Below are 23,771 nucleotides of genomic sequence, written 5' to 3' on the forward strand. Positions count from 1 at the left end.
GACTCGAACCAACGACCCCCACCATGTCAAGGTGGTGCTCTAACCAACTGAGCTATAAACGCATTATGGTGCGTTCGATTGGACTCGAACCAACGACCCCCACCATGTCAAGGTGGTGCTCTAACCAACTGAGCTACGAACGCAATGTTGTGGTGACAACGGGGACGCATATTAGCGGCAGGGAGGGGATGTGGCAAGAGGTAAACGTCACTTTTCTTGCACATTGCATGCGATTGCGGAACTTTTACTCATTCCGGATATATTTTACTGAACCACAAGGATATTTCTTCGCCAGCGAGCATCACGGGTCTTATTTTTCAGCCAGTCCAAACCTGCGCGGAAGGGTTGCCGATGTGTTAAATTATCGGCCACCAGAAGAGAAGGAGTCATAACGAAGATGAAATCGATTGGTATTTTCTGCGGTTCTTCAGCTGGCGAACATCCGCTGTACCTCGAAACCGCCCGTCTGGTTGGACGTACGCTGGCGCAGCAGGGGTTGGCGCTTGTCTATGGCGGCGGCAAAGTTGGTCTGATGGGGGCGGTCGCCGATGCGGCGCTGGAGGCCGGTGGCGTGGTGATCGGCGTGATGCCGCGCGGCCTGGTGGAGCGGGAAATTGCCCACCGCGGCTTGACGGAGCTGCATGTGGTCGAGGATATGCACGAGCGGAAAACCAAAATGGCGGCGCTGGCGGATGGCTTTATTGCCCTGCCGGGCGGGGCGGGGACGCTCGAGGAGATTTTCGAACAATGGACCTGGGCGCAGCTGGGGATCCATGAGAAACCGTGCGCGTTCCTGAATATTAAGGGTTATTACGATCCGCTTCAGGCGATGGTCGATAACATGGTACGGGAAGGGTTTATGCACCCGCGCTACGCGGAGATGCTGCCGTTCGCTACCTCGGCAGACGAGATTATCGCCGGTTTTCGCGACTATACGCCGCCGGCCCGTAAATGGGTTCAGCAGCCAGCTATTTAAACATCAAACGCAGGGTAAACAGCGCGCAGACGATGAGCAGTAACAGCAGCAATTCGAAGCGATAGCGTTGCAGCATGATGTCCTCCTGAAAAAAAACCGGCGCTGTTCAGCGCCGGTTTATCACCTTAACGCCCTGACCATTATGCCGCCGGTTTAACCGCCGGTTTAGCTGCATGGTGCGTCGTTTTATGGTGTTTCTTCGCCGCCTGCGCTTTCTGCGCTACTGCCGGTTTAGCAGCGGCTTTATGGTGTTTTTTCGCCGCCTGCGCTTTCTGCGCGACTGCCGGTTTAGCAGCGGCTTTGTGGTGTTTCTTCGCCGCCTGCGCTTTCTGCTCGGCTGCCGGTTTCGCGGCCGCTTTGTGATGTTTCTTATGGTGAACGGTAGTATGGCTGGCTGCTGCACTCGGGGTGGTGCTTGCCGCATTGGCAGCGAAAGCAACTGATGACAGACCCATAGCAGCGGCAACGACCAGAGCTAATACTTTTTTCATTCTGAAATCCTCGACTTGGTTTCTTGAGTAACCCCACTGCGGGGCTGTTGGCAACACTATAAGCGCCTGCCGGGAGGCTATCAGTGAGTCTTTGGTGTCAGGGAGTAACGGAATGTACAACGCGCCGTTATAGCGAAGAACGAAAAAGCCCGCCGGAGCGGCGGGCTTAGACAAGTTAGCGCGCAGCGCGCTGTAAGATGATGCTGGAAGGCTGGCGCTGCAGAAAACGCATCCGCAGCATCATCATGATGGCGGCGGAGGTCAGACCGATGATAAATCCGCACCAGAAACCGGCAGGTCCCATGCGGGGCACAATCATATCGGTCAGCGCCAGCAGATAGCCGCTTGGCAAACCCAGCACCCAGTACGCGGTAAAGGTAATAAAAAAGATAGACCGCGTATCTTTATAGCCGCGCAGAATGCCGCTGCCGATCACCTGAATAGAGTCGGAGATCTGATAGATAGCCGCCAGCAGCATCAGGTGCGAGGCCAGCGTCACCACCTCGGGATTATCGTTATACAGCAGCGCAATCTGCTTACGCATCAGGACGGTAAAGATAGCGGTAAATACCGCCAGGCAGACCCCCACGCCCACGCCGGTGCGGGCCGAAACCTGGGCATCGATCGTTGAGCCCTGGCCAAGGCGGAAGCCGACGCGAATGGTGACCGCCGCCGCCAGCGACAGCGGCAGAACGAACATCAGCGAGCTGAAATTAAGCGCGATCTGGTGACCAGCGACGTCAATGATCCCGAGCGGGGAGACCAGCAGCGCGACGACGGCAAACAGAGTGACTTCAAAGAACAGCGCCAGAGCAATGGGCAGCCCCAGCTGCACCAGCCGTAACAGGACGGCAAAATCAGGGCCACTGAAGCGCTCGGCGCAGCGGATATCGCGCATCGTACGCGCCCGGCGCACCCACCACAGCATGGTGGCGAACATCACCCAGTAAACGGAGGCCGTCGCCACACCGCAGCCGACGCCGCCCAGCTCGGGCATGCCGAAATGACCATAGATAAAAATATAGTTCACCGGAATGTTGACCAGTAATCCAATAAAGCCCATGACCATCCCGGGCTTGGTTTTTGCCAGCCCTTCACACTGGTTACGGGCGACCTGGAAGAACAGATAGCCCGGCGCGCCCCACAGCAGCGCGCGCAGGTAGCCAACCGCCTTCTCAGCCAACAGCGGATCGATGTTATGCATGGAGCTGATGATGTATCCGGCGTTCCACAGCACGACCATGATCAGCACCGAGACAAAGCCGGCCAGCCAGAAGCCCTGACGCACCTGAGGCGCGATACGCTCCCGCCGCCCGGATCCGTTAAGCTGCGCCACCACCGGGGTCAGCGCCAGCAGAAGGCCGTGGCCGAAGAGGATCGCCGGCAGCCAGATGGAGGTCCCGATGGCCACGGCGGCCATATCCGTGGCGCTGTAGCCACCCGCCATCACGGTATCGACAAAACCCATCGCCGTCTGCGCCACCTGCGCAAGGATGACGGGTATAGCCAGAGCTAATAACTGACGCGCTTCAACGAAATACTTCTGCACGTGAACACCTTCGAATTGTTGTTATTTTGAGACTAAAAAAGCCGCCGTAACTGGCAGCAAGGGGATAAAAATGAGGAATTTCCAGTCTATTGTAGCGAGGATTGGCTATTAAGCCAGTGAAAAAAGAGTCGAGGCACGAAGCGCGCTGGCAACCGCTTTGCCCTCCTGTTATTGTTCCCGATAGCGAAAGCGGTAATGATACCGTCATGATTTTCAACAGGAGCCAAACATGTTTACTGGTATTGTTCAGGGAACCGCGAAAGTGGTCTCCATTGATGATAAACCCAATTTTCGCACTCACGTGGTTGAGTTACCGGCACATATGCTGGAGGGGCTGGAAACCGGCGCCTCGGTAGCCAACAACGGCTGCTGCCTGACGGTGACCGAAATCAACGGCGCGCGCATCAGCTTCGATCTGATGAAAGAGACGCTGCGGATTACCAATCTTGGTGATATTCAGGTCGGCGATGAAGTGAACGTCGAGCGAGCGGCGAAATTTAGTGATGAAATCGGCGGGCATTTAATGTCCGGCCACATTATGACCACCGCGGAAATCGTGAAGATTCTGACTTCCGAAAATAACCGTCAGATCTGGTTTAAAGTGCAGGATCCAACGCTGATGAAATACATCCTCTATAAAGGATTCATCGGTATTGACGGCATTAGTCTGACGGTGGGTGAGGTGACGGCGACCCGTTTCTGCGTGCATCTTATTCCGGAGACGCTGCAGCGGACCACCCTGGGAGCGAAAAAACTGGGCGATCGCGTCAATATTGAGATTGATCCGCAGACCCAGGCGGTTGTCGATACGGTCGAACGCGTGCTGGCCGCGAAAGAGATGGCGGCTAAGGTCAATGAAGCCTGAAAAAAAATCCCCCGCCGATAAGCGGGGGAGTGTTATTTAACGGGCGACGCGCAGTCCATGTTCAATACCGCGCGAGAACACCACCTGCCAGAGCTGAATGTCGCGGGCGCGGAAGGCGCCGGCGCAGGCGTTCAGATAATAGGTAAACATGCGTTTGAAACGCTCAGAATAGTTATCGGCAATTTCCGGCCAGCTGGCGAGGAAACGCTCATACCAGGCCATCAGGGTCGTGTCATAATCGGCGCCGAAGTTGTGCCAGTCTTCCATCACAAAGTGCTTCTCGCTGGCTTCGGCAATGTGACGCACGGAAGGCAGGCAGCCGTTCGGGAAGATATATTTATCGATCCACGGGTCAACGTTATGGTCGGTGACCTTGGAACCAATGGTGTGCAGTAAAAAGCGGCCGTTGGGTTTCAAATTACGGTCGGCAACCTCAAAGTAGGTAGCGTAATTTTTCGGCCCCACGTGCTCAAACATGCCAACGGAGACGATGCGGTCAAAGCTGTCGTGCAGATCGCGATAATCCTGGAGACGAATCTCTACATCGAGATCGGCGCAGCGCGCCTGGGCCATTTTTTGTTGCTCGGCGGAGATGGTTACACCCACGACGCTGACCTGATAATTTCGCGCCATATATTCGGCGAGACCGCCCCATCCACAGCCAATATCCAGTACCCGCATGCCTGGCTCCAGCTCCAGTTTGCGGCAGATGAGATCCAGCTTAGCCTGCTGGGCGGCCTCGAGGCTCTGCGCCTCTTTCCAGTAACCGCAGGAATATTGCATATAGGGATCAAGCATCCGGCTGAAGAGATCGTTGCCGAGGTCGTAGTGCTCTTTACCGACAATCCAGGCACGTTTTTTACTTTGTAGATTAAACAGACGAGCGCCTGCGATGCGGAGTGTGTCTTTGAAATGGTGTGGGAGCTGCTTTTCCAACCCGGCGCGTAACACCTTGTGGAAGAATATATCCAGACGCTCGCATTCCCACCAGCCGTCCATATAGCTTTCGCCTAAACCCAGCGAACCTTCCTGCAAAACCCGTTTAAAAAAGAGAGGATTTTTAACCCGCAGGTCGGACGGCGCGGAGCCATTGATTTCAATTCCCGCACGGCCTAATAATTCAGCTGCAATCCGGTACCAGTCATCATTTGGTACACTTACTTCTTCTATACACGATGAACTCATAGCTTCTCCATCACGCCCAAGTGATCAGAACCTTAAAACAGCGTAGACGCTTTTTTGGCTTTGTGAGAAATCTCACGGATAATCCGTGAAGTCGCTATCCGACGTAAACAGAGGAAGGGAGATAACCCTTGCCGAAAGGCCTTCCATGGTGAAACGGAGGCATCCTGCATCCGTTAATCTGTAACTATTTTCTATTTATGTGAACCCGGATCCAGTATAGGACGCTAAGTACTGGCTTTCAATAAAAATTTCTTAGCATGCTAACGACTGGTCCGGGCCCTGGCGACGGGCATTACGCGTGGGAAGAGTGGGGTGTCAGCTCCGGCGTCTGCTGCAGGCGATAGCCTATTCCGGCTAAGCCAATCGAAACCAGCATTACGCTGGTGGTGGTCAGCAGCGGCGTGGCGATCAGCGCGGATACCAGCAGACTGGTCAGGAAGCACAGGCCAAGCTGCAGGGTATTTTGCAGCGCCGCCGCGCGGCCGGTCGCCTGCGGAAAAGGCTTCAGCGCCTGAGCAACCACGATGGGGTAGATCCCGCCGTTGACCACCGCCATCATGCAGAACGGGATCATTAACGCCACCAGCGAGGCATGGGTTTGCAGGCCCACCAGCCAGGTGGCGGCTACGCTGACGGCAAAAATCACCAGCAGCCACGGCAGCATCTGTTGACCGGACCATTTCTGCAGCAGCGCGCGACAGCCATAGCCTCCCACCAGAAAGGCGATGGTCTGCGGAATATAGCTCAGGCCGATAGCGGTTGGGCCATAGCCCATTTCATGCAGGATAAAAGGTGAACCGGTAAGCCAGGCGAAGAAGCTGGCGGAACAGGCGGCGTAGATCAGGACGTTGCCGCTGTATTCCCGGGAGCGCAGCAGCGCGAGAAAGGTGATCTTTTGCTGCGTCACTACTACTGACTTCGCGGCTGCCTTCAGGCGCAGGGCAGGCAGCATCAGCAGCAGAGTGATGGCGAACAGGGTGGCGAAGATGGCTTGCCACTCGAAGTGCACCAGCAGCCAGCTGCCCAGCAGCGGGGCCAGCGCCGGCGACAGTCCTACCAGCGGCATAATGGTGGCGAAGATGCGGTTCGTGCGCTGGGCAGGATAGTAATCGGCGACCATCGCCTGCCAGGTAACGGCCGCGGCACAGACGCCAATCGCCTGCAGAAAGCGCAGCGCCAGCATCAGGGTGGCGTTGTGCACCCACAGCATCCCCAGACAGCCGGCCGCGAAAATCGCCAGGCCGCTCAGCAGCACCGGTTTACGTCCATAGCGGTCCGACAGCGGTCCCCAGAACAGCTGGCCCAGCGCGAAGCCGGCGAGGAACAGGCTCAGACTGGCGCTGATGGAGGCGGCGGAGGTGTTGAGATCCTGCTGCATGGCGGCAAACGCCGGCAGGTACATATCGGTGGCCAGAAAGCCCAGCACGCTCAGGCCGGCCAGCCAGACTAAAAATCCTTTCCCGGGTTGTGACATAACGTTCTCATAGTTGGTGTACAGGTACGATGCCGCAGAGTGTAGGGAGTGCATTGTGGCTTGTGAAACGCTAATATTTGTCACATGCATTCAAAAATTTTGCAGGCAGAAAATGTGGTCTGAATACTCTCTGGAAGTGGTTGATGCCGTCGCCCGTAACGGCAGCTTCAGCGCGGCCGCGCAGGAGCTTCACCGGGTGCCTTCCGCGGTCAGCTATACCGTGCGTCAGCTCGAAGAGTGGCTCGCCGTTCCCTTATTTGAGCGTCGCCATCGTGATGTGGAGTTGACCCCCGCCGGGGTCTGGTTTTTACAGGAAGGGCGCTCTGTTATCAAAAAAATGCAGATCACCCGCCAGCAGTGTCAGCAAATTGCGAACGGCTGGCGCGGACAGTTGTCGATCGCAGTGGATGATATTGTGAAACCGGCGCGGATGCGTCAGATGATCGTCGATTTCTATCGCCATTTTCCCGACGTCGAACTGATCGTCTTTCAGGAAGTATTCAATGGTGTATGGGATGCGCTGGCCGACGGCCGCGTTGAGTTGGCGATTGGCGCAACGCGATCTATTCCGGTCGGCGGTCGCTATGCGTTCCGCGATATGGGGATGCTGAGCTGGGACTGCGTGGTGGCGAGCGATCATCCGCTGGCGAAGATGGATGGACCCCTGAGCGACGACGTCCTGCGTAACTGGCCGTCGCTGGTGCGGGAGGATACCTCGCGCTCGTTGCCTAAACGGACAACATGGTTGCTGGATAACCAGAAGAGGGTAGTCGTCCCTGACTGGGAATCATCAGCAACCTGTTTGTCGGCAGGACTCTGCGTCGGCATGGTGCCGAGCCATTTCGCCCGTCCATGGATAGATCGCGGCGAGTGGACTGCGCTGGCGCTGGAAAATCCGTTCCCGGATGCCGCCTGCTGCCTGACGTGGCAGCAGAACGATGCCTCACCGGCGCTGAACTGGATGCTTGACTATCTGGGGGACAGCGACACGCTGAATCGGGAGTGGCTGCGGGCGCCGGAGAGATCCGCGCCCGCCAGATGCCTTAACGACGATAATCGACAAACGGGCCATCCGCTACCGAGCGGCGCTCAACCAGACGAGGGTGCACTTCGATAGACTGCGACTCTTCACGCTTGTTGACGATACGATCCAACAGCATGTTAAATGCGGCCTCGCCCAGGGAATCTTTCGGCTGATGAATGGTGGTTAACGCCGGGCTGAAATAGCGGGCGTTGCGCACATTATCATAACCGATCAGCGAAATGTCCTGCGGCACTCGCAGTCCCATTTCATCCGCCGCGCAGATAGCGCCCATCGCCATGATATCGCCGCCGCAGAAGACCGCCGTCGGGCGGTGCTGCTGGTTTAGGATCTGCTGCATTGCGCGGTAGCCGGACTCCGGCTCGAAGTCGCCCTGCACAATCCAGTTTTCCGGCACGCTGATATGCGCCTCTTTCATCGCCTGCATGAAGCCGGCCAGTCGCCCCGCGCCGGTGTTGCGCTCCAGCGGACCCGGGATCACGCCGATTTCGCGATGGCCGCGTTCAATCAGGTAGCGTCCGGCGATATAGCCGCCCTGGAAGGCGTTATCGATCACCGCATCGGTAAAGTCGGCTTTCGCCTCGCCCCAGTCCATCACCACCATCGGGATATGGCGGTACTCTTCCAGCATGCTCAATACCGAATCCGGATACTCGGAACACATCACCAGCAGACCGTCTACGCGCTTTTGCGCCATCATCGACAGATAGGCGCGCTGTTTTTCCAGATCGTTCCACGCGTTACCGAGGATCAGAGTATAGCCCTTCTGGAAGCAGCTCTTTTCAACGGACTCAATAATTTCAGCGAAATAGGCGGCTTCGCTACTGGTCGCCAGCAGGCCAATCGATTTGGTGTGATTGACTTTCAGGCTGCGCGCCACGGCGCTCGGCGAGTAGTGCAGCTCTTTGATCGCCGCCCATACCGCATTACGCGTCTCTTCGGCAACGAAACGGGTTTTGTTAATTACATGTGACACAGTTGTAGTGGAAACGTTTGCGCGTTTCGCTACATCTTTAATAGTTGCCATTACATCTCACTCCATGCCTTGACCTGATCGCCTGATCATCGATACGTAAACGTTTGCCTACACACACCCTGAATACAATTTTCAACATTGCATCACGTCGGGAAAACGACACAGAACGACAGGAAGGGGTCAATGGCCGATACGCTTTTAAATTAGCGTGGGATTTTGTCCGATCTTGGGGCAAAGTGGAAGAGCAAAAATGTGCATCGCCCTAAATCCCGGAAGATTTTTGCGATTTTTTGTGCAAAAATGAGCAAGCTCACTTTTGGTGTGGGGATAACAAGAGGGAAAAATGATGGATACCAATTTAAAGTTTTCGCTGATCACCACGATTATTGCTCTCGGCGTGATTGTCGCTTTCAGCCTGACCGCCATACTGCACTAATGTTTCGCTGAGGGAGGAGGCCGCTTCCTCCCCATATCCCGCCATTATTATCAATTCTGCAAAAATCTTTTGTCATTTCGTTCACTTTTGTTTTTTTGTGATTGATGTCATGCTTTTGACTTCTGATGTTACGCCGTCCTCTCTGACGGTCTGATGGAGTCATTGAATGAAAATCAACTTTCCTTTACTTGCGCTGGCGATCGGCGCCTTTGGCATCGGTACCACCGAGTTCTCCCCGATGGGATTGCTGCCGGTGATTGCGAAAGGTGTGGACGTCTCGATACCGGTAGCGGGAATGCTGATCAGTGCGTATGCCATCGGCGTCATGGTCGGCGCACCGCTGATGACGCTGCTGTTGTCGCATCGCGCACGGCGCAATGCGCTGATTTTTCTGATGGGGATCTTCACCGTTGGCAACCTGTTGTCATCCATCGCGCCGGATTACACCACGCTGCTGCTGTCGCGCATTATTACCAGCCTCAACCACGGCGCTTTTTTCGGCCTGGGATCGGTGGTGGCGGCCAGCGTCGTGCCAAAGCATAAGCAGGCCAGCGCGGTAGCCACTATGTTTATGGGCCTGACCATCGCCAACATTGGCGGCGTGCCGGCGGCCACCTGGCTTGGCGAAACCATCGGTTGGCGGATGTCCTTCCTTGCTACTGCGGGATTAGGCCTGCTGGCGATGGTTAGCCTGTGGTTCTCCCTGCCGAAGGGCAGCGCGGGGGAACGTCCTGATGTCAAAAAAGAGCTTTCTGTCCTGCTGCGCCCGCAGGTGCTATCCGCGTTGCTGACCACCGTGCTGGGCGCCGGGGCGATGTTTACGCTATATACCTACATTTCGCCAGTGCTCAATACGCTGACCCACGCTTCATCGCTGTTTATAACCGCGATGCTGGTGCTGATTGGCGTCGGTTTTTCGCTAGGCAACTATCTGGGCGGCAAATTTGCTGACCGGTCGGTCTCCGGCACGCTGAAGGGCTTTCTGCTGCTGCTGATGGCGATCATGCTGGCGATCCCGCTGCTGGCGCAATCCCAGGCCTGGGCGGCCATCAGCATGATTGTCTGGGGCGCAGCAACCTTTGCGGTGGTTCCGCCGCTGCAGATGCGGGTTATGCGCGTAGCGCATGAGGCGCCGGGGCTCTCTTCTTCGGTGAATATCGGCGCGTTCAACCTCGGCAACGCGCTGGGCGCCGCCGCCGGTGGGGCGGTGATCTCTGGTGGACTGGGCTATGCGTTTGTGCCGGTGATGGGCGCGATTATCGCTGGTCTGGCGCTGCTGCTGGTCTGGTTTAGCGGGCGAGCGCAGCCGGAAGAGGCTTTCGCCAGCCAGTAATCATCGGCTGGGCAAGGGCAAAAAAAAACCGCAGCCGGGGAGACCCCGCTGCGGTTTGTCGTTTATGCCGCCAGGTTAGCCGCAACAAACTTCCAGTTAACCAGCGCCCAGAAGTGGTCCAGGTAGCTTGGACGGGCGTTGCGGTAGTCGATGTAGTAGGCGTGTTCCCAAACGTCAACGGTCAGCAGCGGCTTCGCGTCGGTGGTCAGCGGGGTGCCGGCGTTGCTGGTGGAGACGATAGCCAGGCTGCCGTCGGCATTTTTGACCAGCCAGGTCCAGCCAGCGCCGAAGTTTTTCGCCGCGGCATCGGTAAATTTGGCTTTAAAATCCGCGAAGCTGCCGAAAGATTTGGCGATTGCGGCCGCCAGTTCGCCTTCCGGTTCGCCGCCGGCGTTAGGCGCCAGGCAGTTCCAGTAGAAGGTGTGGTTCCAGACCTGCGCTGCGTTGTTGAATACGCCGCCTTCAGACGTGCGGACGATCTCTTCGAGGGACTTGCCTTCGAACGCAGTGCCTTTGATCAGGTTGTTGAGGTTAGTGACATACGCCTGGTGGTGTTTACCGTAGTGATATTCCAGGGTTTCTGCGGAAATGTGCGGCGCCAGGGCGTCTTTTGCATATGGTAATGCAGGTAATTCAAACGACATTGCTACTCTCCTTATAACTTTTTGTTTTATCTCACATTGACAGGATGAGGTTTTCACCTGAATCGTGTTCTGACCGCCCGACGCTGTCGCGTCCCGGGCGTGTTATTGTATTGAGAATGTTAACATTTGCCGCAAGCAGTGAAAAGCCTTACAACGATAAAGGCTATTATCTCCGGTGCATGTGGTGAAGGCTTAACCGTTTTCTGCAGGAGTGGGCAATAAGCCGCCAAAATTGTTGCAACCATGTATAAGGAGATGCCCTCTGCGGATTTGCGAACTCGCATGGCAATTAACTACTCTGCTTCGCCGCTGTCACGCAATGCGCTGAACAAAAAATAAATCTTTAATATCAAACGATTAATAAAAATATGCGCTCAGGCAATCGTCGCTATGCCAATAATTCATTGTCTATTTTTTAATTTGTATGACAAATATAGCCGCCAGCAGTAATTTCCCCAGGATGACGACGATGGCAAAAACAGATGAGGTGGTGAGCGCGAAAATGATCCCGGTGGTGCAGGGGATTGTTGACTGGATCGAAGCACATATTTTCGACACCCTGTCGGTGAGCGCGATTGCGAAAAAGTCCGGCTACTCACACTGGTACTTCCAGCGACAATTCGCCATGGTAACGGGCTGCACGCTGGCGAGCTACGTCAGCCGACGAAAGATGACGATTGCGACAATCTATTTAACGCAGACGCAGGCGTCGATACAGAGTATTTCTCAGTGCCTGGGATACGAGGGACAAGCCGCTTTCTGCCGGACCTTTCACCGTCACTTTGGCATGTCACCGACCCGCTATCGTCGTGATACGCCGGGCAAAGAGAGCAATCTGCAATATCCCTTGCGGGTGGGGATGGATATCGAGCAGGAGAGGCGGTCTGCCGCCGCAGCGGCAGACCGGGATCAGCGAATGGTTTTCGGCGTCATGACGCGACGAGCGCCGACATAATGGCGAACCCAGTAATCCTCGCTCAGGGAGGTGATTTGAATATCACGACCTGTGCGCGGCGACTGAATGAATTTTCCGTTGCCGACGTAGACGCCGACATGGTCGGCAGCGCCCCGTCCGCGGGTGCGGAAGAAGACTAAATCGCCGCTCTGCAGTTCATCACGATCCACCGGACGCGCATCGCGCAGGTGGTACATTTCGTTGGCCGTACGCGGGATGTGGATCTTGACCAGGTCCTTATAGGCGTAATAGACCAGCCCGCTGCAGTCAAACCCGGTGCGCGGTGAGGTGCCGCCCCAGCGATAGGGTTTACCCAACTGGCCCATCAGTTTGTTCATCGCGGTACTTTGCGCCTTTTGCACCCGGACCTTGTGGGCGTCGGCGATCGTTAAATTCGCTTCGCTGGCCTCGGGCTTACAGCGTTTTTTATAGCCCTTGCGCACCACGCATTTGCTTTTGACGCTGTTTAGCGCCAGGGTCGGCTCGGCGCTGGCGGCGACCGTTTTCGCGCACTGCTTTTTATAACCTTTACGCAGCACGCATTTTTTCGTCGCGCCGGCGGCCTGACGATGAAGTGCGGTTTGGCTTGCTGCGGTAGTGCGGGTAGGGAGCCGGGTGCGCGAGGACTTTTTACTGGTGGTTTTAGCGGTGGTTTTAGTTTTTTGACTGGTTGCTTTTTTCTTGCGCTCTGAGCCACTTTTCGCGGGCAACGCTTTTGGCGAAGCGGAGGCGTGCGTATGCCCTGATGCCTGAGCCAGTGGCGTGAATGAGATAGACGTGAACAGTAATGCACAGAGCGATATCGCGATTTTGTTTAGCCGCGCCACTGAGCAATCCCCTGATTAATTACAGACATGTACAAATGCCTGACGATGAATGACAAACCGGAATGATTCTAAAGCATAAAAAGCCGGAAAGTTAATATTCTTTTGTATCAAAAATGTCGATTGGTTAACGATTGCAAGAAAACGCGTCAGACATTGACCGCCTCGCACAGAAAATGCGCAATGAGCGCCCGCCTGTGACCGCAAAATGATATTTTTAAGGCAACTTCGCGCAACAGAAGATAAAATATGAATAGTGAAAAAAATGTTATTATCCGTCCTGCCTACAGGACGCTACAATGACAAGTTACTGCCGTAGAAAGAAGTTTAAGGAAGCACGACAATGAGCTCGACTTTAGAAAAGATCCAACGCCAAATCGCTGAAAACCCGATCCTGTTGTACATGAAAGGGTCGCCGAAGCTGCCAAGCTGTGGTTTCTCTGCCCAGGCCGTTCAGGCGCTGTCCGCCTGTGGCGAACGTTTTGCTTACGTTGATATCCTGCAGAACCCGGATATCCGCGCCGAGCTGCCTAAATACGCCAACTGGCCGACTTTCCCGCAGCTGTGGGTAGACGGTGAACTGGTGGGCGGCTGCGATATCGTCATCGAAATGTACCAGCGCGGTGAACTGCAGCAGCTGATCAAAGAGACGGCGGCAAAGTACCATACCGACGAGCCAAAAGCGGAGTAATTCCCGCCATCAGTGAAAAAGCGACTTCCTGGAAGTCGCTTTTTTTATCACTCCGGGGTGGCCACTGGCAGCGGCCAGCCGCCCAGACGCTTCCAGCGGTTCACGATCTCGCAAAACAGCTGCGCCGTCTGCTCGGTATCATACAGGGCGGAGTGAGCCTGCGCGCCGTCGAACGGCATACCCGCGGCAATACAGGCTTTCGACAGCACCGTCTGGCCCAGCGCCAGCCCGCTTAGCGCGGCGGTGTCGAAGGTAACAAACGGATGGAAAGGGTTGCGTTTAAGTCCCGCGCGTTCGGCGGCGGTCATGGTGAAGCTGTGGTCAAAGGTGGCATTGTGCGCCACCATGATTGCCCGGCTGCAGTCGCTCTCTTTCATCCCTTTGCGCACCATTTTGAAGATGGCATGCAGGGCATCGTATTCGCTGACGGCCCCGCGCTGCGGGTCATGCGGGTTAATCCCGTTAAAAGCCAGCGCTTCGGGCTGCAGATTGGCGCCCTCGAAAGGTTCAACATGGAAATGCAGCGTTTCATCGGGCATCAGCCAGCCGTGCTCATCCATCTTCAACGTAATGGCGGCGATCTCCAGCAGGGCGTCGGTTTTGGCGTTAAATCCTGCGGTTTCAACATCGATCACCACCGGATAAAAACCGCGGAAACGGTCGCACAGACCATTCAGTTGAGCGTTCTCGGACATCAGATTCTCTTAGCTGGAAAAAAGTAGCGCGCATTATGGCAAATTTTGCCGCGGCTTGCAGCAGGCAGGGGTGAAAACAACGGGCGCCGTAGCGCCCGGGCGAGCCATGGCATTAAATATGCCAGCGTGGGGAAGCGTTAGTTGCCCAGACCTTTGCCGGCATCTTTCTCTTCAATGAGCTCGATTTTGTAACCGTCCGGATCTTCCACGAAGGCGATGACGGTGGTGCCGCCTTTTACCGGCCCGGCTTCACGGGTGACGTTGCCCCCGTTCTGACGGATCCGTTCGCAGGCTTCGGCGGCGTTATCGACGCTCAGCGCGATATGGCCGTAGGCGGTGCCCAGCTCATAGCTGTCCACGCCCCAGTTGTAGGTCAGTTCGATCACCGCGGTTTCGCTCTCTTCGCCGTAGCCGACAAAGGCGAGGGAGTACTTGTACTCCGGGTTTTCGCTGGTGCGCAGCAGCTTCATGCCCAACACGTTGGTATAGAAGTCGATAGAACGTTGCAGGTCGCCAACGCGCAGCATGGTGTGGAGTAAGCGCATAATGTCCCCTATGCAGTTTATTTGATAGATCAGAACGTTGAGTATAGCGGCGATACGTCGCCGCTATCAATGGAGGGATTACAGAGTCGGGTAATCGGTGTAGCCTTCCGCGCCGCCGCCGTAGAAGGATTCCGGGCGTTGCGGGTTAAGCGGCGCTTTTTTCTGCAGGCGAGCCACCAGATCCGGGTTGGCGATGTAATCGCGGCCAAAGGCCACGGCATCAATCAGCCCTTTATTGATAAGATCGTTGGCTTTTTCTACTGTGTAAGCGCCAGCGCCAATGATCACCCCCGGGAAGCGGTCGCGGACTTTCTGACGGAAAGCTTCACTGTAAGGTTTGCCGCCCGCCCAGTCCGGCTCGGACATGTGCAGATAGGCGATACCGCGTTTCGCCAGCTCGCTAATCAGATACAGCGCGTCTTCTTCTTCGTTCGGGCCATTATCCACATTCTGGAAGCTGCCAATCGGCGACACGCGGATGCCAATGCGCTCGGCGCTCCACTCTTGACTCACGGCGTCAACCACTTCCAGCACCAGACGGGCACGGTTCTCCACGCTGCCGCCGTACTGATCGGTACGCTGGTTCGCCGATGGCGAGAGGAACTGGTGCAGCAGATAGCCGTGGGCTGAGTGCAGCTCAACCAGATCGAAGCCGGCGTCACGGGCATTGCCGACCGCCTGACGGAAATCGTTGACGATCCCTGGGATCTCTGCGGTTTCCAGGGCGCGGGGCATTGAGGTGTCGACGCGAATGGCGTGGCCGTTTTCGTCACGCAGTGAGGTACGGGTGCCCGCGCTCAGCGCGGAAGGCGCTACCGGGGCGGCGCCGCCAGGCTGCAGGCTGCTATGGGAAATACGCCCGGTGTGCCACAGCTGGACGGCGATATGACCGTTTTCGGCATGAACGCCGGCGGTGATTTTCTGCCAGGCGGCAATCTGCTCCGGGCTGTGCAGCCCAGGCGCGCCGGCGTAGCCTTTGGCCTGCGCGGAGATCTGCGTCGCTTCGGTGATGATCAGCCCGGAACTGGCGCGCTGACGGTAGTATTCGCCCATCAGCGGAGTAGGGATATCGCCCGGCTCAATGCTGCGCAGACGCGTCAACGGCGCCATAAATACGCGATTAGGGACGGTGACCGCACCGACTTTCAGTGGGCTGAATAATTTTGCTTCCGACATAGTGACTCCTGAGTAGACCGGTCGTCTAGTAACTGATGAAATAAAAACGCCTGTTATACCGCAGGCGCTGCAATAATCTGTTTGGCGTGGGCAAGGGCGCTTTCCAGCGGCGTTGCGCTACGCGTAATTTTGGCCTGCAGGTTGGCCCCGAGCCACAGGGAATACAGCACCTGCGACAGGGTCATGGCCTCGCCGTCAAATGCGAGACTGCCTTCCTGACGTCCTTTCTCCAGCGCGTCGCCCAGCAGGGCGATAATCTGGCTGGCTCCGCGATCCATGGCGGCGCGCATATCTTCCGACAGATCGCAAACCTCCGCGGATAGCTTGACAGTAAGACACCCGCTAATAATCCCCTGCTGGCAGAACTGATTCAGCGTGTGCTGATAGTAGGCCAGCAGGCGATCGCGATAGTTACCGTCGCCATGATCGAAGTGGTCCACCAGGCGCTGCAGATATCCGGTGTAGTGATGTTCAAGCAGCGCGACGCCGAAGGCTTCCTTAGAGCGAAAGTAGTGGTAGAAGGAGCCCTTGGGCACCTCCGCCGTCTTCAGAAGTTCGCTCAAGCCCATTCCGGTAAAACCGCGATGCATGCAAAGCTGCTCGCCGGTGGCCAGGATATGTTCTCGGGTATCGCAATCGCTGTGTCTGTTCATGCTGCACACTGTAGTAGACCGATTGGTCTAATGCAAGCGTCGGCGGAAAAATGTTAGCTGGCGCAGCACGTAGTGAACAAAATTTGCGTCGGCGCGGGGAAACGTCTTCAATGAAAGGAGACGAGGGGACAGGAGGCGTGTGGTGGCAGAGCAGTTAGAATTTTTCCCGGTGCAGAGCCCGTGCCGGGGAATATGTCAGACCGATGAGCGCGGCTACTGTCGCGGCTGTTTCCGCAGCCGTGAGGAACGTTTTAACTGGCAAACGATGAGCGATGCGCAGAAACAGGAGGTTTTGCGTCTTTGCCGCCAACGGCTGCTGCGCAAAATACGCGCGCACAGGCCGGAGCCGGCGGAAGAACCGCAGCAACCCTCACTGTTTTAAGCCAAAAATTACGTATACTCAGAGCACTTTTTTATTGAGGAAGCGGTTATGGTTCAGCGTATTGCTATGGCTCCCCAGGGGCCGGAATTTTCACGTTTTGTGATGGGCTACTGGCGTCTGATGGACTGGAAAATGTCGCCTGGCGAGCTGGTCAGCTTTATTGAGCAGCATCTCGATTTAGGCGTAACCACCGTCGATCACGCCGATATCTATGGCGATTATCAGTGTGAGGCTGCCTTTGGCGAAGCGCTGAAGCGAGCGCCGCATCTGCGTAGCAGGATGGAAATCGTCAGCAAATGCGGTATCGCCACCCGGGCGCGCGCTGAGAACACCATTGGCCACTACATTACCGACCGCGATCACATCGTGCTCAGCGCCGAGCAATCGCTGCGTAATCTGGCGACGGACCATCTCGACTTGCTGCTGATCCACCGGCCGGACCCACTGATGGACGCCGACGAGGTAGCCGAAGCTTTTCTCGCGCTGCATCATAGCGGTAAAGTGCGCCATTTTGGCGTCTCGAACTTTACCACCGCCCAGTTCACCTTGCTGCAGTCACGTCTGCCGTTTACCCTCGCCACCAACCAGGTCGAAATTTCACCGGTGCATCAGCCGCTGCTGCTCGACGGTACTCTCGATCAGCTGCAGCAACTGCGTATTCGTCCGATGGCGTGGTCTTGTCTTGGCGGTGGTCGCCTGTTTAACGAAGAGGGCTTCCAGGCGCTGCGCGATGAGCTGGCGCAGGTGGCGCACGAGCTTAACGCCGACAGTATCGAACAGGTAGTTTATGCCTGGGTGCTGCGTCTGCCGTCGCAGCCGCTGCCGATTATTGGCTCGGGCAAAATCGAGCGCGTGCGCTCGGCGATTGTGGCTGAAAAACTCAGCATGACCCGTCAGCAGTGGTTCCGCATCCGTAAAGCCGCGCTCGGGTACGACGTACCGTAACGGGCATTTCCCCTCCGGAAAGGCGTTCCTGGTTTACACTTAACAGGGAGACAGCCATCCGGAGGTGTTATGCAACGATGTATTCTCGCGATCTTATCCCTCGCATTTTGCGCCGGCGCACAGGCCGTTAGTGAAGATGTGCAACTTAATCTCGTGACCACCCAGGGCGTCGGTCAGACCATCGGCAGCGTCAAAATCACCGAAACCGACCGCGGACTCGAGTTCGCCCCCACTCTGCGGGCGCTACCGCCGGGTAAGCACGGGTTTCATATTCATGCCGAAGGCAGCTGCCAGCCGGCGATGAAAGAAGGTAAAGCCGTGGCCGCCGGGGCGGCGGGCGGACATTACGATCCGCAGCATACCGGCAAACACGAAGGGCCGTTGGGGGCCGGGCATCTTGGCGACCTGCCCCTGCTGGTGGTCAACGATGCGGGCGTAGCCGACCAGCCGATTATTGCTCCGCGCCTGAAAACGCTGGCGGAGGTGAAAGGGAAAGCGCTGATGGTCCACGTAGGCGGGGATAACATGGCCGACAGTCCGCAGCCGCTGGGCGGCGGCGGCGAACGGTTTGCCTGCGGGGTGATTAAGTAGTTCCTTCGCCAATTGTGCCGGCCACCGGGGCCTGTTCCAGCTGCGACAGGGCGCAGTACAGTCGCCAAATCGCGGCGGCCAGTTCCCGCGCCGCCGGCTGATGATGGTGGTTCAGGGCGTCGCAGATCCGCTGCAGCTCCTGCAGGGTGGAGGCCAGCGGGCGCTGCTGCACGCCGCGCTCGCTCATCACATCGCGTAACAGGTTGATGCACAGGTCGCGCACCTGGGCGAGAGGATCGGAGCGGGTTTCCCATTCGCGAAGCTGCCAGACGACGTGCGAGCAATTGAGCAGCACGACGCCCCAACGCAACAGCCAGCGGCGCGCCAGGGCATCCTTACTCTGGCTGAGCTGACTGACGTGGTGATAGACCAGCGATTCAAATTCATGCTCACTGTGCTGAGGATGACGGCTGAGCTGATCGACAAAGTGACGCCGTAACGCTCTGATATGGCGTCGCCCTTTGCGGGCGTCCGAGCCCGGACTCAGTACCGCAAAGGCCAGCCAGGCAAAGCCTACCCCGACAATCTTGCTCAAATTATCATTGAAAAAGGCCGCATAATCGTACACCGGCGGGTTGGTGACGGCGATAAACGAGCCCATAAAGACGATAAGCTGTCCCCACAGGCCGGCGTATTTGGGCCACTGCAGTTTGAATAACTGCATGGTGGTCAGGAGCGGGAACAGGAACAGCAGAAACTGCCACAGGTCGGTTACCTGCACCATCAGGCCGAACTTCACCACGAAACTGAATAGCGACAGCAGGACCAGAGTCTGCATCAGCAATGTCAGCGAGCGAAACGGCGAGGCGGATACGGAGTAGAGCACGCAGCAGATGGAGGCCAGGGTCAGGGCCGCCGCGCAGCTGGTCCACTGGGTACTGATCCCCCATGCGCCAATCGCCACCAGCGCGCAAAAGGTACGGACACCGTTGAGCAACGCCTCCGCCTGATCGGTATGGCGGGCTAACGGCGGGGCGGCGGGCACATTGAACTCGGCGATCGCCGAGGCATTTTCAACGCGGCGGATCCAGCGGCTGCTCTCCAGGTAAATGCGACAGAAATAGCGCAATCGCGCCCAGAAAGCGATGTGCCGGTAATCGGCATCCTGCCGCGGCGCCAGCGGCGCCAGGATCCGCGCAACGTGATAGCTGTCGGCATGAGGGGTGGCGAGCTCGGCGAGCAGCGACTCCAGTACCTGGCGAGTGTTCGCCGGCGCGTCAGGCCAGTTCAGCAGCATCCGTCGCAGACTGGAGATGACGCTGGTCATTCTGAGCTGCTGATGCAGGAGGTAGTTCAGCAGAGGATTCTGCCGACGGAAACGGTAGTGGCTCCAGAAGGCCTGGATACGCAGCAGGTTCATGGTCAGGATCTGGCCAATCACGCTCTCATGGGCGGTGCGAATGGCATCCGTCGTCTCCGGCACCCACAGCAGGCTGGCGTGCTCCAGCAGCCGGGCGTGCATGGTTTTCAGGGCCGTCAGCAGGTTGCTGCCGTCGGAGGTGCTTGGCAGGATCATCATCATTAGCCCGCCGCATAGGATCCCGACGATGACTTCGCAGACGCGCGACTGGGCGATGACCCACAGTTCGTAGCTGTCGCTGATGTTAATCACCGGAAAGGCGATGATGGCGCAGGTATAGCCCGCCAGCTGAAAGGCGTAGGCGACGTTGTTGGTGAACAGGGCGCAGGCCCAGGTGCAGAGCGCCAGCCAGCCGGAGATACTGAACAGAAACAGCCAGGGATCGTTGAGTGTATGACCGGCAAGCAGCAGGGCGGCGCAGGCGCCGAGCAGGCTGCCTGCGATGCGGCCAAAACTTTTACTGATCACGCCGCCGACGGTGGGAAAGCTGACCACCGCCGCGGACGTCATCGCCCAGTAGGGCTCATCAAGATCCAGCGCATAGGCGATACTCAGCGCAAGACACATCGCGATGCCGTTGCGCAATGCGTACCGCCACTGCGGCCGGGTGGCTTTAACCCAGGGGAGTGTGCGCCACGACAGGGTCTGCAGGTTCATTACTGCCCGCCAATTGAGACAGTGCAGGTGGTGCCGGAGACCAGGGTGACATCGGCCGGCAGCGTATCAAAGGCAATTCGCACCGGAACGCGTTGGGCGAGACGAACCCAGGGGATATTTGGTTTGATGTTGGCCACCAGCCCGGTTCCCTGTTCCACGCTCTGGTCGACAATCGCGCGGCCGATGCTCGCGACATGGCCCTTTAGCGTCTGCTGATTGCTATAGAGAATAATTTGTGCCGGATCGCCGATGCGAATGTGGCGCAGTTTGGTCTCTTCGAAGTAGCCCAGTACGTAAAACGAATGGCTGTCCACCAGGGCAAAGACCGGATGGCCGGTGGTAGCGTAATCACCGACGCGGGTGGAAAGGTTGGTCACCCAGCCATCCACCGGCGCTTTGACAACCGTCTGGCTGAGCTGCCACTGCGCATGTTTCAGCGCCGCTTCGGTTACGCCGACCCCCGCTCTGGCGGCAGCCAGGGTGGTGGTGGCGGTATTCAGGGCGGTATTGACGTTCTCAAGGTCTTCAGCCGAGATGGCATTTTGCGACAGGCTTCGGCGACGGCGAGCCTCGCTGGCGGCCTTGCTTTGCTCCGCCTGCGCTTTCGCCACCTCCGCCTGGGCTTTCGCCAGCTGCGCCTGGGCGTTCAGCACCGCGATGCGATAGGGGGTGTCGTCGATGGTAAACAATACTTCCCCGGCTTTGACCCGTTGGTTATCGGTTACGTTCAACTGCAGAATACTGCCGGAGACCTGAGGGGTGATCCCAACCTGCTCGGCGCGCACTTTGCCGTCGCGGGTCCAGGGTGACTGAGTGTAGAAATTCCATAACAACCATGCGGCAATCAGGGCGACGGCCGCGACCAGCAGCGTTGACAGATATTTTAATCTTTTCATAACAGGGAGATCACCAGGCAATGAGCAATACCAGGGCCAGACAGACCGAGAGCGCGAACAGGGAGAGATCCATTAGTAGCGGGTGCCAGATATCGCCCGCATACATCCAGTCACGCAGCTGGCGATGTAAAAACAACCAGATAAAGAAACCCAACAAGACGGCTTTGAACAGCGGAGGGAAATAGACGGATGCGCCGAACACCAGGTCCTGCAGCGGCAATCCGGATGTGTTAAGACTCAGTTTCACAAGCAAAAATCCTTTGCCATTACAGGGGTAACCTCAGGACGTGCTACTCTTTAACAGTGTAAATCATTGTTTTGGTTTTTGTTGAATCAAGTAATTCATTTGTTTTGATAATTCAAATGCTGCACACTATTCTAAAACCAGTATAATAACTTAGCAAGCTAATTATAAGGAGATGAAATTGGAATCGCCACTTGGTTCTGATCTGGCACGTTTAGTTCGCGTTTGGCGCGCGCTAATCGACCATCGCCTGAAACCTCTGGAGTTAACGCAGACCCACTGGGTCACGCTGCATAACATCCACCAGCTGCCGCCTGAGCAGTCGCAGATCCAGCTGGCGAAAGCTATCGGTATTGAACAGCCGTCGCTGGTGCGCACGCTCGATCAGCTGGAGGAGAAAGGGCTCATTTCTCGCCAGACCTGCGCAAGCGATCGGCGGGCCAAACGCATCAAGCTGACGGAAAAAGCCGAACCGCTGATCAACGAGATGGAAGAGGTGATAGGTAAGACCCGTGATGAAATCCTCTCAGGGGTCTCGAAGCAGGAAGTGGAAACCTTGCTCCACTTAATCCGTAAACTTGAACAAAATATCCTCGATCTCCAGGCTAAAGATTAATTCTTTGCGGCCCGGGCTAATCCGGGCCTTTTTTCACCCTCCCTGCCGATGCCAGACGATCACCTGGTTACGTCCGTTATTCTTTGCTTCATACATGGCTTCGTCCGCGCGCTGAACGCACGCTTCCGCTGTCACGCTATTGTCGTGGGTGGTATACACCCCCATGCTGATGGTCATTCGCTCCGGTAAATGGCTCTCCCCGGCACTGACCGCCAGGCGGATACGCTCGGCGATCGCTTGCGCTTCTTTTTCACCGGTGTTGACCAGCAGCAGAGCAAATTCCTCACCGCCGATGCGTGCGGCGGCGTCATCTACCCGCGAATGGCTTTCCAGCACCGAGGCGGCGAACTGGATCACTTTGTCGCCGGCGACATGGCCGTAGCTATCGTTGATGCGTTTGAAATGGTCGAGGTCGCTGATGAGCACCGACAGCGGATGCTGGGCATTCACCTTCGCCAGCTGTTGGTTAAGGGTGTCGTAGAAGAAGCTGCGGTTGTAGAGGCGGGTCAACGGGTCGCGGATCGAATTCTGATACGAATGAACATATTTGTGGTTAGACTCGCGATAGAGGATAAAGACGTCAACCAGTAGCACCAGAATCAGGAACAAGGTGCATAGCGTTTCGAAAAAACGCGCCTGGTACCAGGTCTGATCCAGCTCCCCTGCGGTGGAGAGCAGCTGGAAAAGCGTGAACAAATAAGCGCTGCAAAAAAAAGCGCCGCTGAACCAAAAAATATTACGCAGTTTACTCAAGCTAATTAATAAAATCAGCGTGATTAACCAAACAGCCATCAGCAGCCAGCCGATAATACTTTGCCACAACGGGGTAAAGGTATGGCTCAGATCGTCGATAAAATTGACGCTCAGCCACGGCGAATGGCTGGAGTATAGCCATGATAAAACAATAATGGTCAACGTAAAAAGTATACATGCTGTAAATGTAAGAACGTGTGCTTTCCACGAATGCATGATGCGCTGGCGAAAATAGTACAAAATAATAGATGACATGAATAACACAGCCATCATTATATTGCGGAAGAAATAATAGATAACGGCGTCATTTTGATTAACGACCGGGGCCGGATTGCAGGTAAGCCAGTCCGGATAGCTGCTGAGCGTGCCAAGCATCAGCAGCGCTGAGCAGGCAAACCCGAAAGAGACTGGAGTAAGGTACAGACGCCGCTTGCTGCTCCAGTATTTCATGCCCATAAAACAGGCAATGGTAATATGAAAAACCATCAGGAAACTGGTCAGCAGCGGAAATAATATTGAGGAAGTACTACTGAAGCTGGTATGAAAAAACGCAGTCATCCCGGAAATGCCAATCCCGGCCAGTAAACAAATGCAAATATAAAGGATTAGACGTTTAACGATATGATGCACATGTTCGGGCATAGGCAATATTCCACATAAAAGGCAACGGCAGCGACGATGAGTCACCAGGGCTAATTTACGTTCTTGAGGGTAATAGGGGCGGGCAGATAAGATATTGCGCAGGCGCAATGATTCATGGAATATTAAAATAAAGATGTCTGATGGTTACTACGAATTTATTACGGCGAAATAAACG

The 23,771-nt window shown here is 56.3% G+C and carries 26 protein-coding genes and 1 tRNA gene; 11 read left to right on the plus strand and 16 right to left on the minus strand.

Going from position 1 to position 23,771, the window contains the following annotated elements:
• Nucleotides 1-66 precede the first annotated feature (66 nt).
• Nucleotides 67-143 (minus strand) — tRNA-Val (locus RRF55_RS11530).
• Nucleotides 144-397: 254 nt separating this feature from the next.
• On the opposite strand from RRF55_RS11530, the gene RRF55_RS11535 reads away from it, so the two are divergent.
• The gene (locus RRF55_RS11535; RefSeq protein ID WP_004175848.1) at nucleotides 398-976 is read left to right on the plus strand and encodes a TIGR00730 family Rossman fold protein; all 579 of its coding nucleotides are present in this window, start codon (nucleotides 398-400) and stop codon (nucleotides 974-976) included.
• A gap of 140 nt (nucleotides 977-1,116) precedes the next feature.
• Here RRF55_RS11535 and asr read toward each other — a convergent pair whose 3' ends face one another.
• On the minus strand, nucleotides 1,117-1,467 hold the full coding sequence (gene asr, locus RRF55_RS11540; RefSeq protein WP_016529399.1) for an acid resistance repetitive basic protein Asr: 351 nt from the start codon (nucleotides 1,465-1,467) through the stop codon (nucleotides 1,117-1,119).
• A 175-nt stretch (nucleotides 1,468-1,642) separates the two neighbouring features.
• Complete coding sequence (gene mdtK, locus RRF55_RS11545) at nucleotides 1,643-3,016, minus strand: MdtK family multidrug efflux MATE transporter (RefSeq protein WP_016946504.1); 1,374 nt, start codon at nucleotides 3,014-3,016, stop codon at nucleotides 1,643-1,645.
• A 229-nt stretch (nucleotides 3,017-3,245) separates the two neighbouring features.
• On the opposite strand from mdtK, the gene RRF55_RS11550 reads away from it, so the two are divergent.
• A complete protein-coding gene (locus RRF55_RS11550; RefSeq protein WP_002907792.1) occupies nucleotides 3,246-3,881 on the plus strand; it encodes a riboflavin synthase in 636 nt (211 codons plus the stop codon).
• A gap of 36 nt (nucleotides 3,882-3,917) precedes the next feature.
• Here RRF55_RS11550 and cfa read toward each other — a convergent pair whose 3' ends face one another.
• Nucleotides 3,918-5,066, minus strand: coding sequence for a cyclopropane fatty acyl phospholipid synthase (gene cfa / locus RRF55_RS11555; protein ID WP_002907788.1), 1,149 nt, complete (start codon nucleotides 5,064-5,066; stop codon nucleotides 3,918-3,920).
• A gap of 292 nt (nucleotides 5,067-5,358) precedes the next feature.
• Complete coding sequence (gene punC / locus RRF55_RS11560; protein ID WP_002907785.1) at nucleotides 5,359-6,540, minus strand: purine nucleoside transporter PunC; 1,182 nt, start codon at nucleotides 6,538-6,540, stop codon at nucleotides 5,359-5,361.
• 112 nt (nucleotides 6,541-6,652) lie between these two features.
• Here punC and punR point away from each other — a divergent pair, with 112 nt between their 5' ends.
• Complete coding sequence (punR, locus tag RRF55_RS11565; protein WP_004184276.1) at nucleotides 6,653-7,657, plus strand: DNA-binding transcriptional activator PunR; 1,005 nt, start codon at nucleotides 6,653-6,655, stop codon at nucleotides 7,655-7,657.
• Here the strand turns inward: punR and purR are convergent.
• Nucleotides 7,584-8,609 carry an HTH-type transcriptional repressor PurR gene (purR, locus tag RRF55_RS11570; RefSeq protein ID WP_002907778.1) on the minus strand — a complete coding sequence of 342 codons (1,026 nt, stop codon included), beginning with the start codon at nucleotides 8,607-8,609 and terminating at the stop codon, nucleotides 7,584-7,586. The two genes, punR and purR, sit on opposite strands and share 74 nt — an antisense overlap.
• A gap of 292 nt (nucleotides 8,610-8,901) precedes the next feature.
• On the opposite strand from purR, the gene cydH reads away from it, so the two are divergent.
• Together cydH and RRF55_RS11580 are read left to right on the plus strand one after the other, a co-directional pair.
• Entirely contained in the window at nucleotides 8,902-8,994 is a 93-nt protein-coding gene (gene cydH / locus RRF55_RS11575) for a cytochrome bd-I oxidase subunit CydH (RefSeq protein ID WP_002907776.1), read from the plus strand.
• A gap of 166 nt (nucleotides 8,995-9,160) precedes the next feature.
• Complete coding sequence (locus RRF55_RS11580; protein WP_130974854.1) at nucleotides 9,161-10,327, plus strand: MFS transporter; 1,167 nt, start codon at nucleotides 9,161-9,163, stop codon at nucleotides 10,325-10,327.
• Between the two features lie 62 nt (nucleotides 10,328-10,389).
• Here the strand turns inward: RRF55_RS11580 and sodB are convergent, their stop codons facing one another.
• Nucleotides 10,390-10,971, minus strand: a complete 582-nt coding sequence (gene sodB, locus RRF55_RS11585) for a superoxide dismutase [Fe] (protein ID WP_002907771.1) — start codon at nucleotides 10,969-10,971, stop codon at nucleotides 10,390-10,392.
• A 469-nt stretch (nucleotides 10,972-11,440) separates the two neighbouring features.
• Here sodB and RRF55_RS11590 point away from each other — a divergent pair, with 469 nt between their 5' ends.
• Complete coding sequence (locus tag RRF55_RS11590) at nucleotides 11,441-11,926, plus strand: helix-turn-helix domain-containing protein (protein ID WP_040165305.1); 486 nt, start codon at nucleotides 11,441-11,443, stop codon at nucleotides 11,924-11,926.
• Here the strand turns inward: RRF55_RS11590 and RRF55_RS11595 are convergent.
• Complete coding sequence (locus RRF55_RS11595; RefSeq protein WP_004151204.1) at nucleotides 11,881-12,753, minus strand: C40 family peptidase; 873 nt, start codon at nucleotides 12,751-12,753, stop codon at nucleotides 11,881-11,883. The genes RRF55_RS11590 and RRF55_RS11595 overlap by 46 nt on opposite strands.
• A 340-nt stretch (nucleotides 12,754-13,093) precedes the next feature.
• Here RRF55_RS11595 and RRF55_RS11600 point away from each other — a divergent pair, with 340 nt between their 5' ends.
• Complete coding sequence (locus RRF55_RS11600) at nucleotides 13,094-13,441, plus strand: Grx4 family monothiol glutaredoxin (protein ID WP_002907768.1); 348 nt, start codon at nucleotides 13,094-13,096, stop codon at nucleotides 13,439-13,441.
• Nucleotides 13,442-13,488: 47 nt separating this feature from the next.
• On the opposite strand, the gene rnt is transcribed toward RRF55_RS11600, so the two are convergent.
• The 4 genes from rnt to RRF55_RS11620 form a co-directional block, all read right to left on the minus strand.
• On the minus strand, nucleotides 13,489-14,136 hold the full coding sequence (gene rnt, locus RRF55_RS11605; protein WP_002907766.1) for a ribonuclease T: 648 nt from the start codon (nucleotides 14,134-14,136) through the stop codon (nucleotides 13,489-13,491).
• A 137-nt stretch (nucleotides 14,137-14,273) separates the two neighbouring features.
• A complete protein-coding gene (gloA, locus tag RRF55_RS11610) occupies nucleotides 14,274-14,681 on the minus strand; it encodes a lactoylglutathione lyase (RefSeq protein WP_002907764.1) in 408 nt (135 codons plus the stop codon).
• 78 nt (nucleotides 14,682-14,759) lie between these two features.
• Nucleotides 14,760-15,857 (minus strand): alkene reductase, encoded by a 1,098-nt coding sequence (locus tag RRF55_RS11615; RefSeq protein ID WP_002907763.1) that lies wholly within the window; start codon nucleotides 15,855-15,857, stop codon nucleotides 14,760-14,762.
• Nucleotides 15,858-15,910: 53 nt separating this feature from the next.
• A complete protein-coding gene (locus tag RRF55_RS11620; protein ID WP_004175857.1) occupies nucleotides 15,911-16,510 on the minus strand; it encodes a TetR/AcrR family transcriptional regulator in 600 nt (199 codons plus the stop codon).
• A 139-nt stretch (nucleotides 16,511-16,649) separates the two neighbouring features.
• Between RRF55_RS11620 and RRF55_RS11625 the strand changes: the two genes are divergently transcribed.
• The 3 genes from RRF55_RS11625 (at nucleotide 16,650) to sodC (ending at nucleotide 18,428) form a co-directional block, all read left to right on the plus strand.
• Entirely contained in the window at nucleotides 16,650-16,892 is a 243-nt protein-coding gene (locus RRF55_RS11625) for a DUF1289 domain-containing protein (protein ID WP_165452876.1), read from the plus strand.
• Between the two features lie 48 nt (nucleotides 16,893-16,940).
• A complete protein-coding gene (locus tag RRF55_RS11630) occupies nucleotides 16,941-17,837 on the plus strand; it encodes an aldo/keto reductase (RefSeq protein ID WP_064150716.1) in 897 nt (298 codons plus the stop codon).
• A gap of 69 nt (nucleotides 17,838-17,906) precedes the next feature.
• Entirely contained in the window at nucleotides 17,907-18,428 is a 522-nt protein-coding gene (gene sodC / locus RRF55_RS11635; RefSeq protein ID WP_004184268.1) for a superoxide dismutase [Cu-Zn] SodC, read from the plus strand.
• Here the strand turns inward: sodC and RRF55_RS11640 are convergent.
• From RRF55_RS11640 to RRF55_RS11650, 3 genes are read right to left on the minus strand one after another with little or no spacing between them, the layout of a single operon-like run.
• Nucleotides 18,421-20,445, minus strand: a complete 2,025-nt coding sequence (locus RRF55_RS11640) for an FUSC family protein (protein ID WP_004898611.1) — start codon at nucleotides 20,443-20,445, stop codon at nucleotides 18,421-18,423. The genes sodC and RRF55_RS11640 overlap by 8 nt on opposite strands.
• Complete coding sequence (locus tag RRF55_RS11645) at nucleotides 20,445-21,341, minus strand: efflux RND transporter periplasmic adaptor subunit (protein WP_004143835.1); 897 nt, start codon at nucleotides 21,339-21,341, stop codon at nucleotides 20,445-20,447. The genes RRF55_RS11640 and RRF55_RS11645 overlap by 1 nt, the downstream gene beginning before the upstream one ends.
• Before the next feature lie 10 nt (nucleotides 21,342-21,351).
• Nucleotides 21,352-21,588 (minus strand): DUF1656 domain-containing protein, encoded by a 237-nt coding sequence (locus RRF55_RS11650; RefSeq protein WP_004143834.1) that lies wholly within the window; start codon nucleotides 21,586-21,588, stop codon nucleotides 21,352-21,354.
• A gap of 172 nt (nucleotides 21,589-21,760) precedes the next feature.
• On the opposite strand from RRF55_RS11650, the gene slyA reads away from it, so the two are divergent.
• Nucleotides 21,761-22,201: a transcriptional regulator SlyA gene (slyA, locus tag RRF55_RS11655; protein ID WP_004143833.1), complete on the plus strand. Its 441-nt coding sequence runs from the start codon at nucleotides 21,761-21,763 to the stop codon at nucleotides 22,199-22,201.
• Nucleotides 22,202-22,234: 33 nt separating this feature from the next.
• Here slyA and RRF55_RS11660 read toward each other — a convergent pair whose 3' ends face one another.
• A complete protein-coding gene (locus RRF55_RS11660) occupies nucleotides 22,235-23,596 on the minus strand; it encodes a sensor domain-containing diguanylate cyclase (RefSeq protein WP_023282654.1) in 1,362 nt (453 codons plus the stop codon).
• Nucleotides 23,597-23,771 lie beyond the last annotated feature (175 nt).

It is taken from the genome of Klebsiella sp. K47 (genome assembly GCF_051858335.1).
Lineage (GTDB): Bacteria > Pseudomonadota > Gammaproteobacteria > Enterobacterales > Enterobacteriaceae > Klebsiella > Klebsiella pneumoniae.

Excerpts from the sequence above, each read along its gene's own strand:
- RRF55_RS11535 (WP_004175848.1), top strand. The coding sequence starts at position 398 with ATGAAATCGATTGGTATTTTCTGCGGTTCTTCAGCTGGCGAACATCCG.
- asr (WP_016529399.1), bottom strand. The coding sequence starts at position 1,467 with ATGAAAAAAGTATTAGCTCTGGTCGTTGCCGCTGCTATGGGTCTGTCA.
- RRF55_RS11550 (WP_002907792.1), top strand. The coding sequence starts at position 3,246 with ATGTTTACTGGTATTGTTCAGGGAACCGCGAAAGTGGTCTCCATTGAT.
- cfa (WP_002907788.1), bottom strand. The coding sequence starts at position 5,066 with ATGAGTTCATCGTGTATAGAAGAAGTAAGTGTACCAAATGATGACTGG.
- punC (WP_002907785.1), bottom strand. The coding sequence starts at position 6,540 with ATGTCACAACCCGGGAAAGGATTTTTAGTCTGGCTGGCCGGCCTGAGC.
- punR (WP_004184276.1), top strand. The coding sequence starts at position 6,653 with ATGTGGTCTGAATACTCTCTGGAAGTGGTTGATGCCGTCGCCCGTAAC.
- purR (WP_002907778.1), bottom strand. The coding sequence starts at position 8,609 with ATGGCAACTATTAAAGATGTAGCGAAACGCGCAAACGTTTCCACTACA.
- cydH (WP_002907776.1), top strand. The coding sequence starts at position 8,902 with ATGATGGATACCAATTTAAAGTTTTCGCTGATCACCACGATTATTGCT.
- RRF55_RS11580 (WP_130974854.1), top strand. The coding sequence starts at position 9,161 with ATGAAAATCAACTTTCCTTTACTTGCGCTGGCGATCGGCGCCTTTGGC.
- sodB (WP_002907771.1), bottom strand. The coding sequence starts at position 10,971 with ATGTCGTTTGAATTACCTGCATTACCATATGCAAAAGACGCCCTGGCG.
- RRF55_RS11590 (WP_040165305.1), top strand. The coding sequence starts at position 11,441 with ATGGCAAAAACAGATGAGGTGGTGAGCGCGAAAATGATCCCGGTGGTG.
- RRF55_RS11600 (WP_002907768.1), top strand. The coding sequence starts at position 13,094 with ATGAGCTCGACTTTAGAAAAGATCCAACGCCAAATCGCTGAAAACCCG.
- rnt (WP_002907766.1), bottom strand. The coding sequence starts at position 14,136 with ATGTCCGAGAACGCTCAACTGAATGGTCTGTGCGACCGTTTCCGCGGT.
- gloA (WP_002907764.1), bottom strand. The coding sequence starts at position 14,681 with ATGCGCTTACTCCACACCATGCTGCGCGTTGGCGACCTGCAACGTTCT.
- RRF55_RS11615 (WP_002907763.1), bottom strand. The coding sequence starts at position 15,857 with ATGTCGGAAGCAAAATTATTCAGCCCACTGAAAGTCGGTGCGGTCACC.
- RRF55_RS11620 (WP_004175857.1), bottom strand. The coding sequence starts at position 16,510 with ATGAACAGACACAGCGATTGCGATACCCGAGAACATATCCTGGCCACC.
- RRF55_RS11630 (WP_064150716.1), top strand. The coding sequence starts at position 16,941 with ATGGTTCAGCGTATTGCTATGGCTCCCCAGGGGCCGGAATTTTCACGT.
- sodC (WP_004184268.1), top strand. The coding sequence starts at position 17,907 with ATGCAACGATGTATTCTCGCGATCTTATCCCTCGCATTTTGCGCCGGC.
- RRF55_RS11640 (WP_004898611.1), bottom strand. The coding sequence starts at position 20,445 with ATGAACCTGCAGACCCTGTCGTGGCGCACACTCCCCTGGGTTAAAGCC.
- RRF55_RS11645 (WP_004143835.1), bottom strand. The coding sequence starts at position 21,341 with ATGAAAAGATTAAAATATCTGTCAACGCTGCTGGTCGCGGCCGTCGCC.
- slyA (WP_004143833.1), top strand. The coding sequence starts at position 21,761 with ATGAAATTGGAATCGCCACTTGGTTCTGATCTGGCACGTTTAGTTCGC.
- RRF55_RS11660 (WP_023282654.1), bottom strand. The coding sequence starts at position 23,596 with ATGCCCGAACATGTGCATCATATCGTTAAACGTCTAATCCTTTATATT.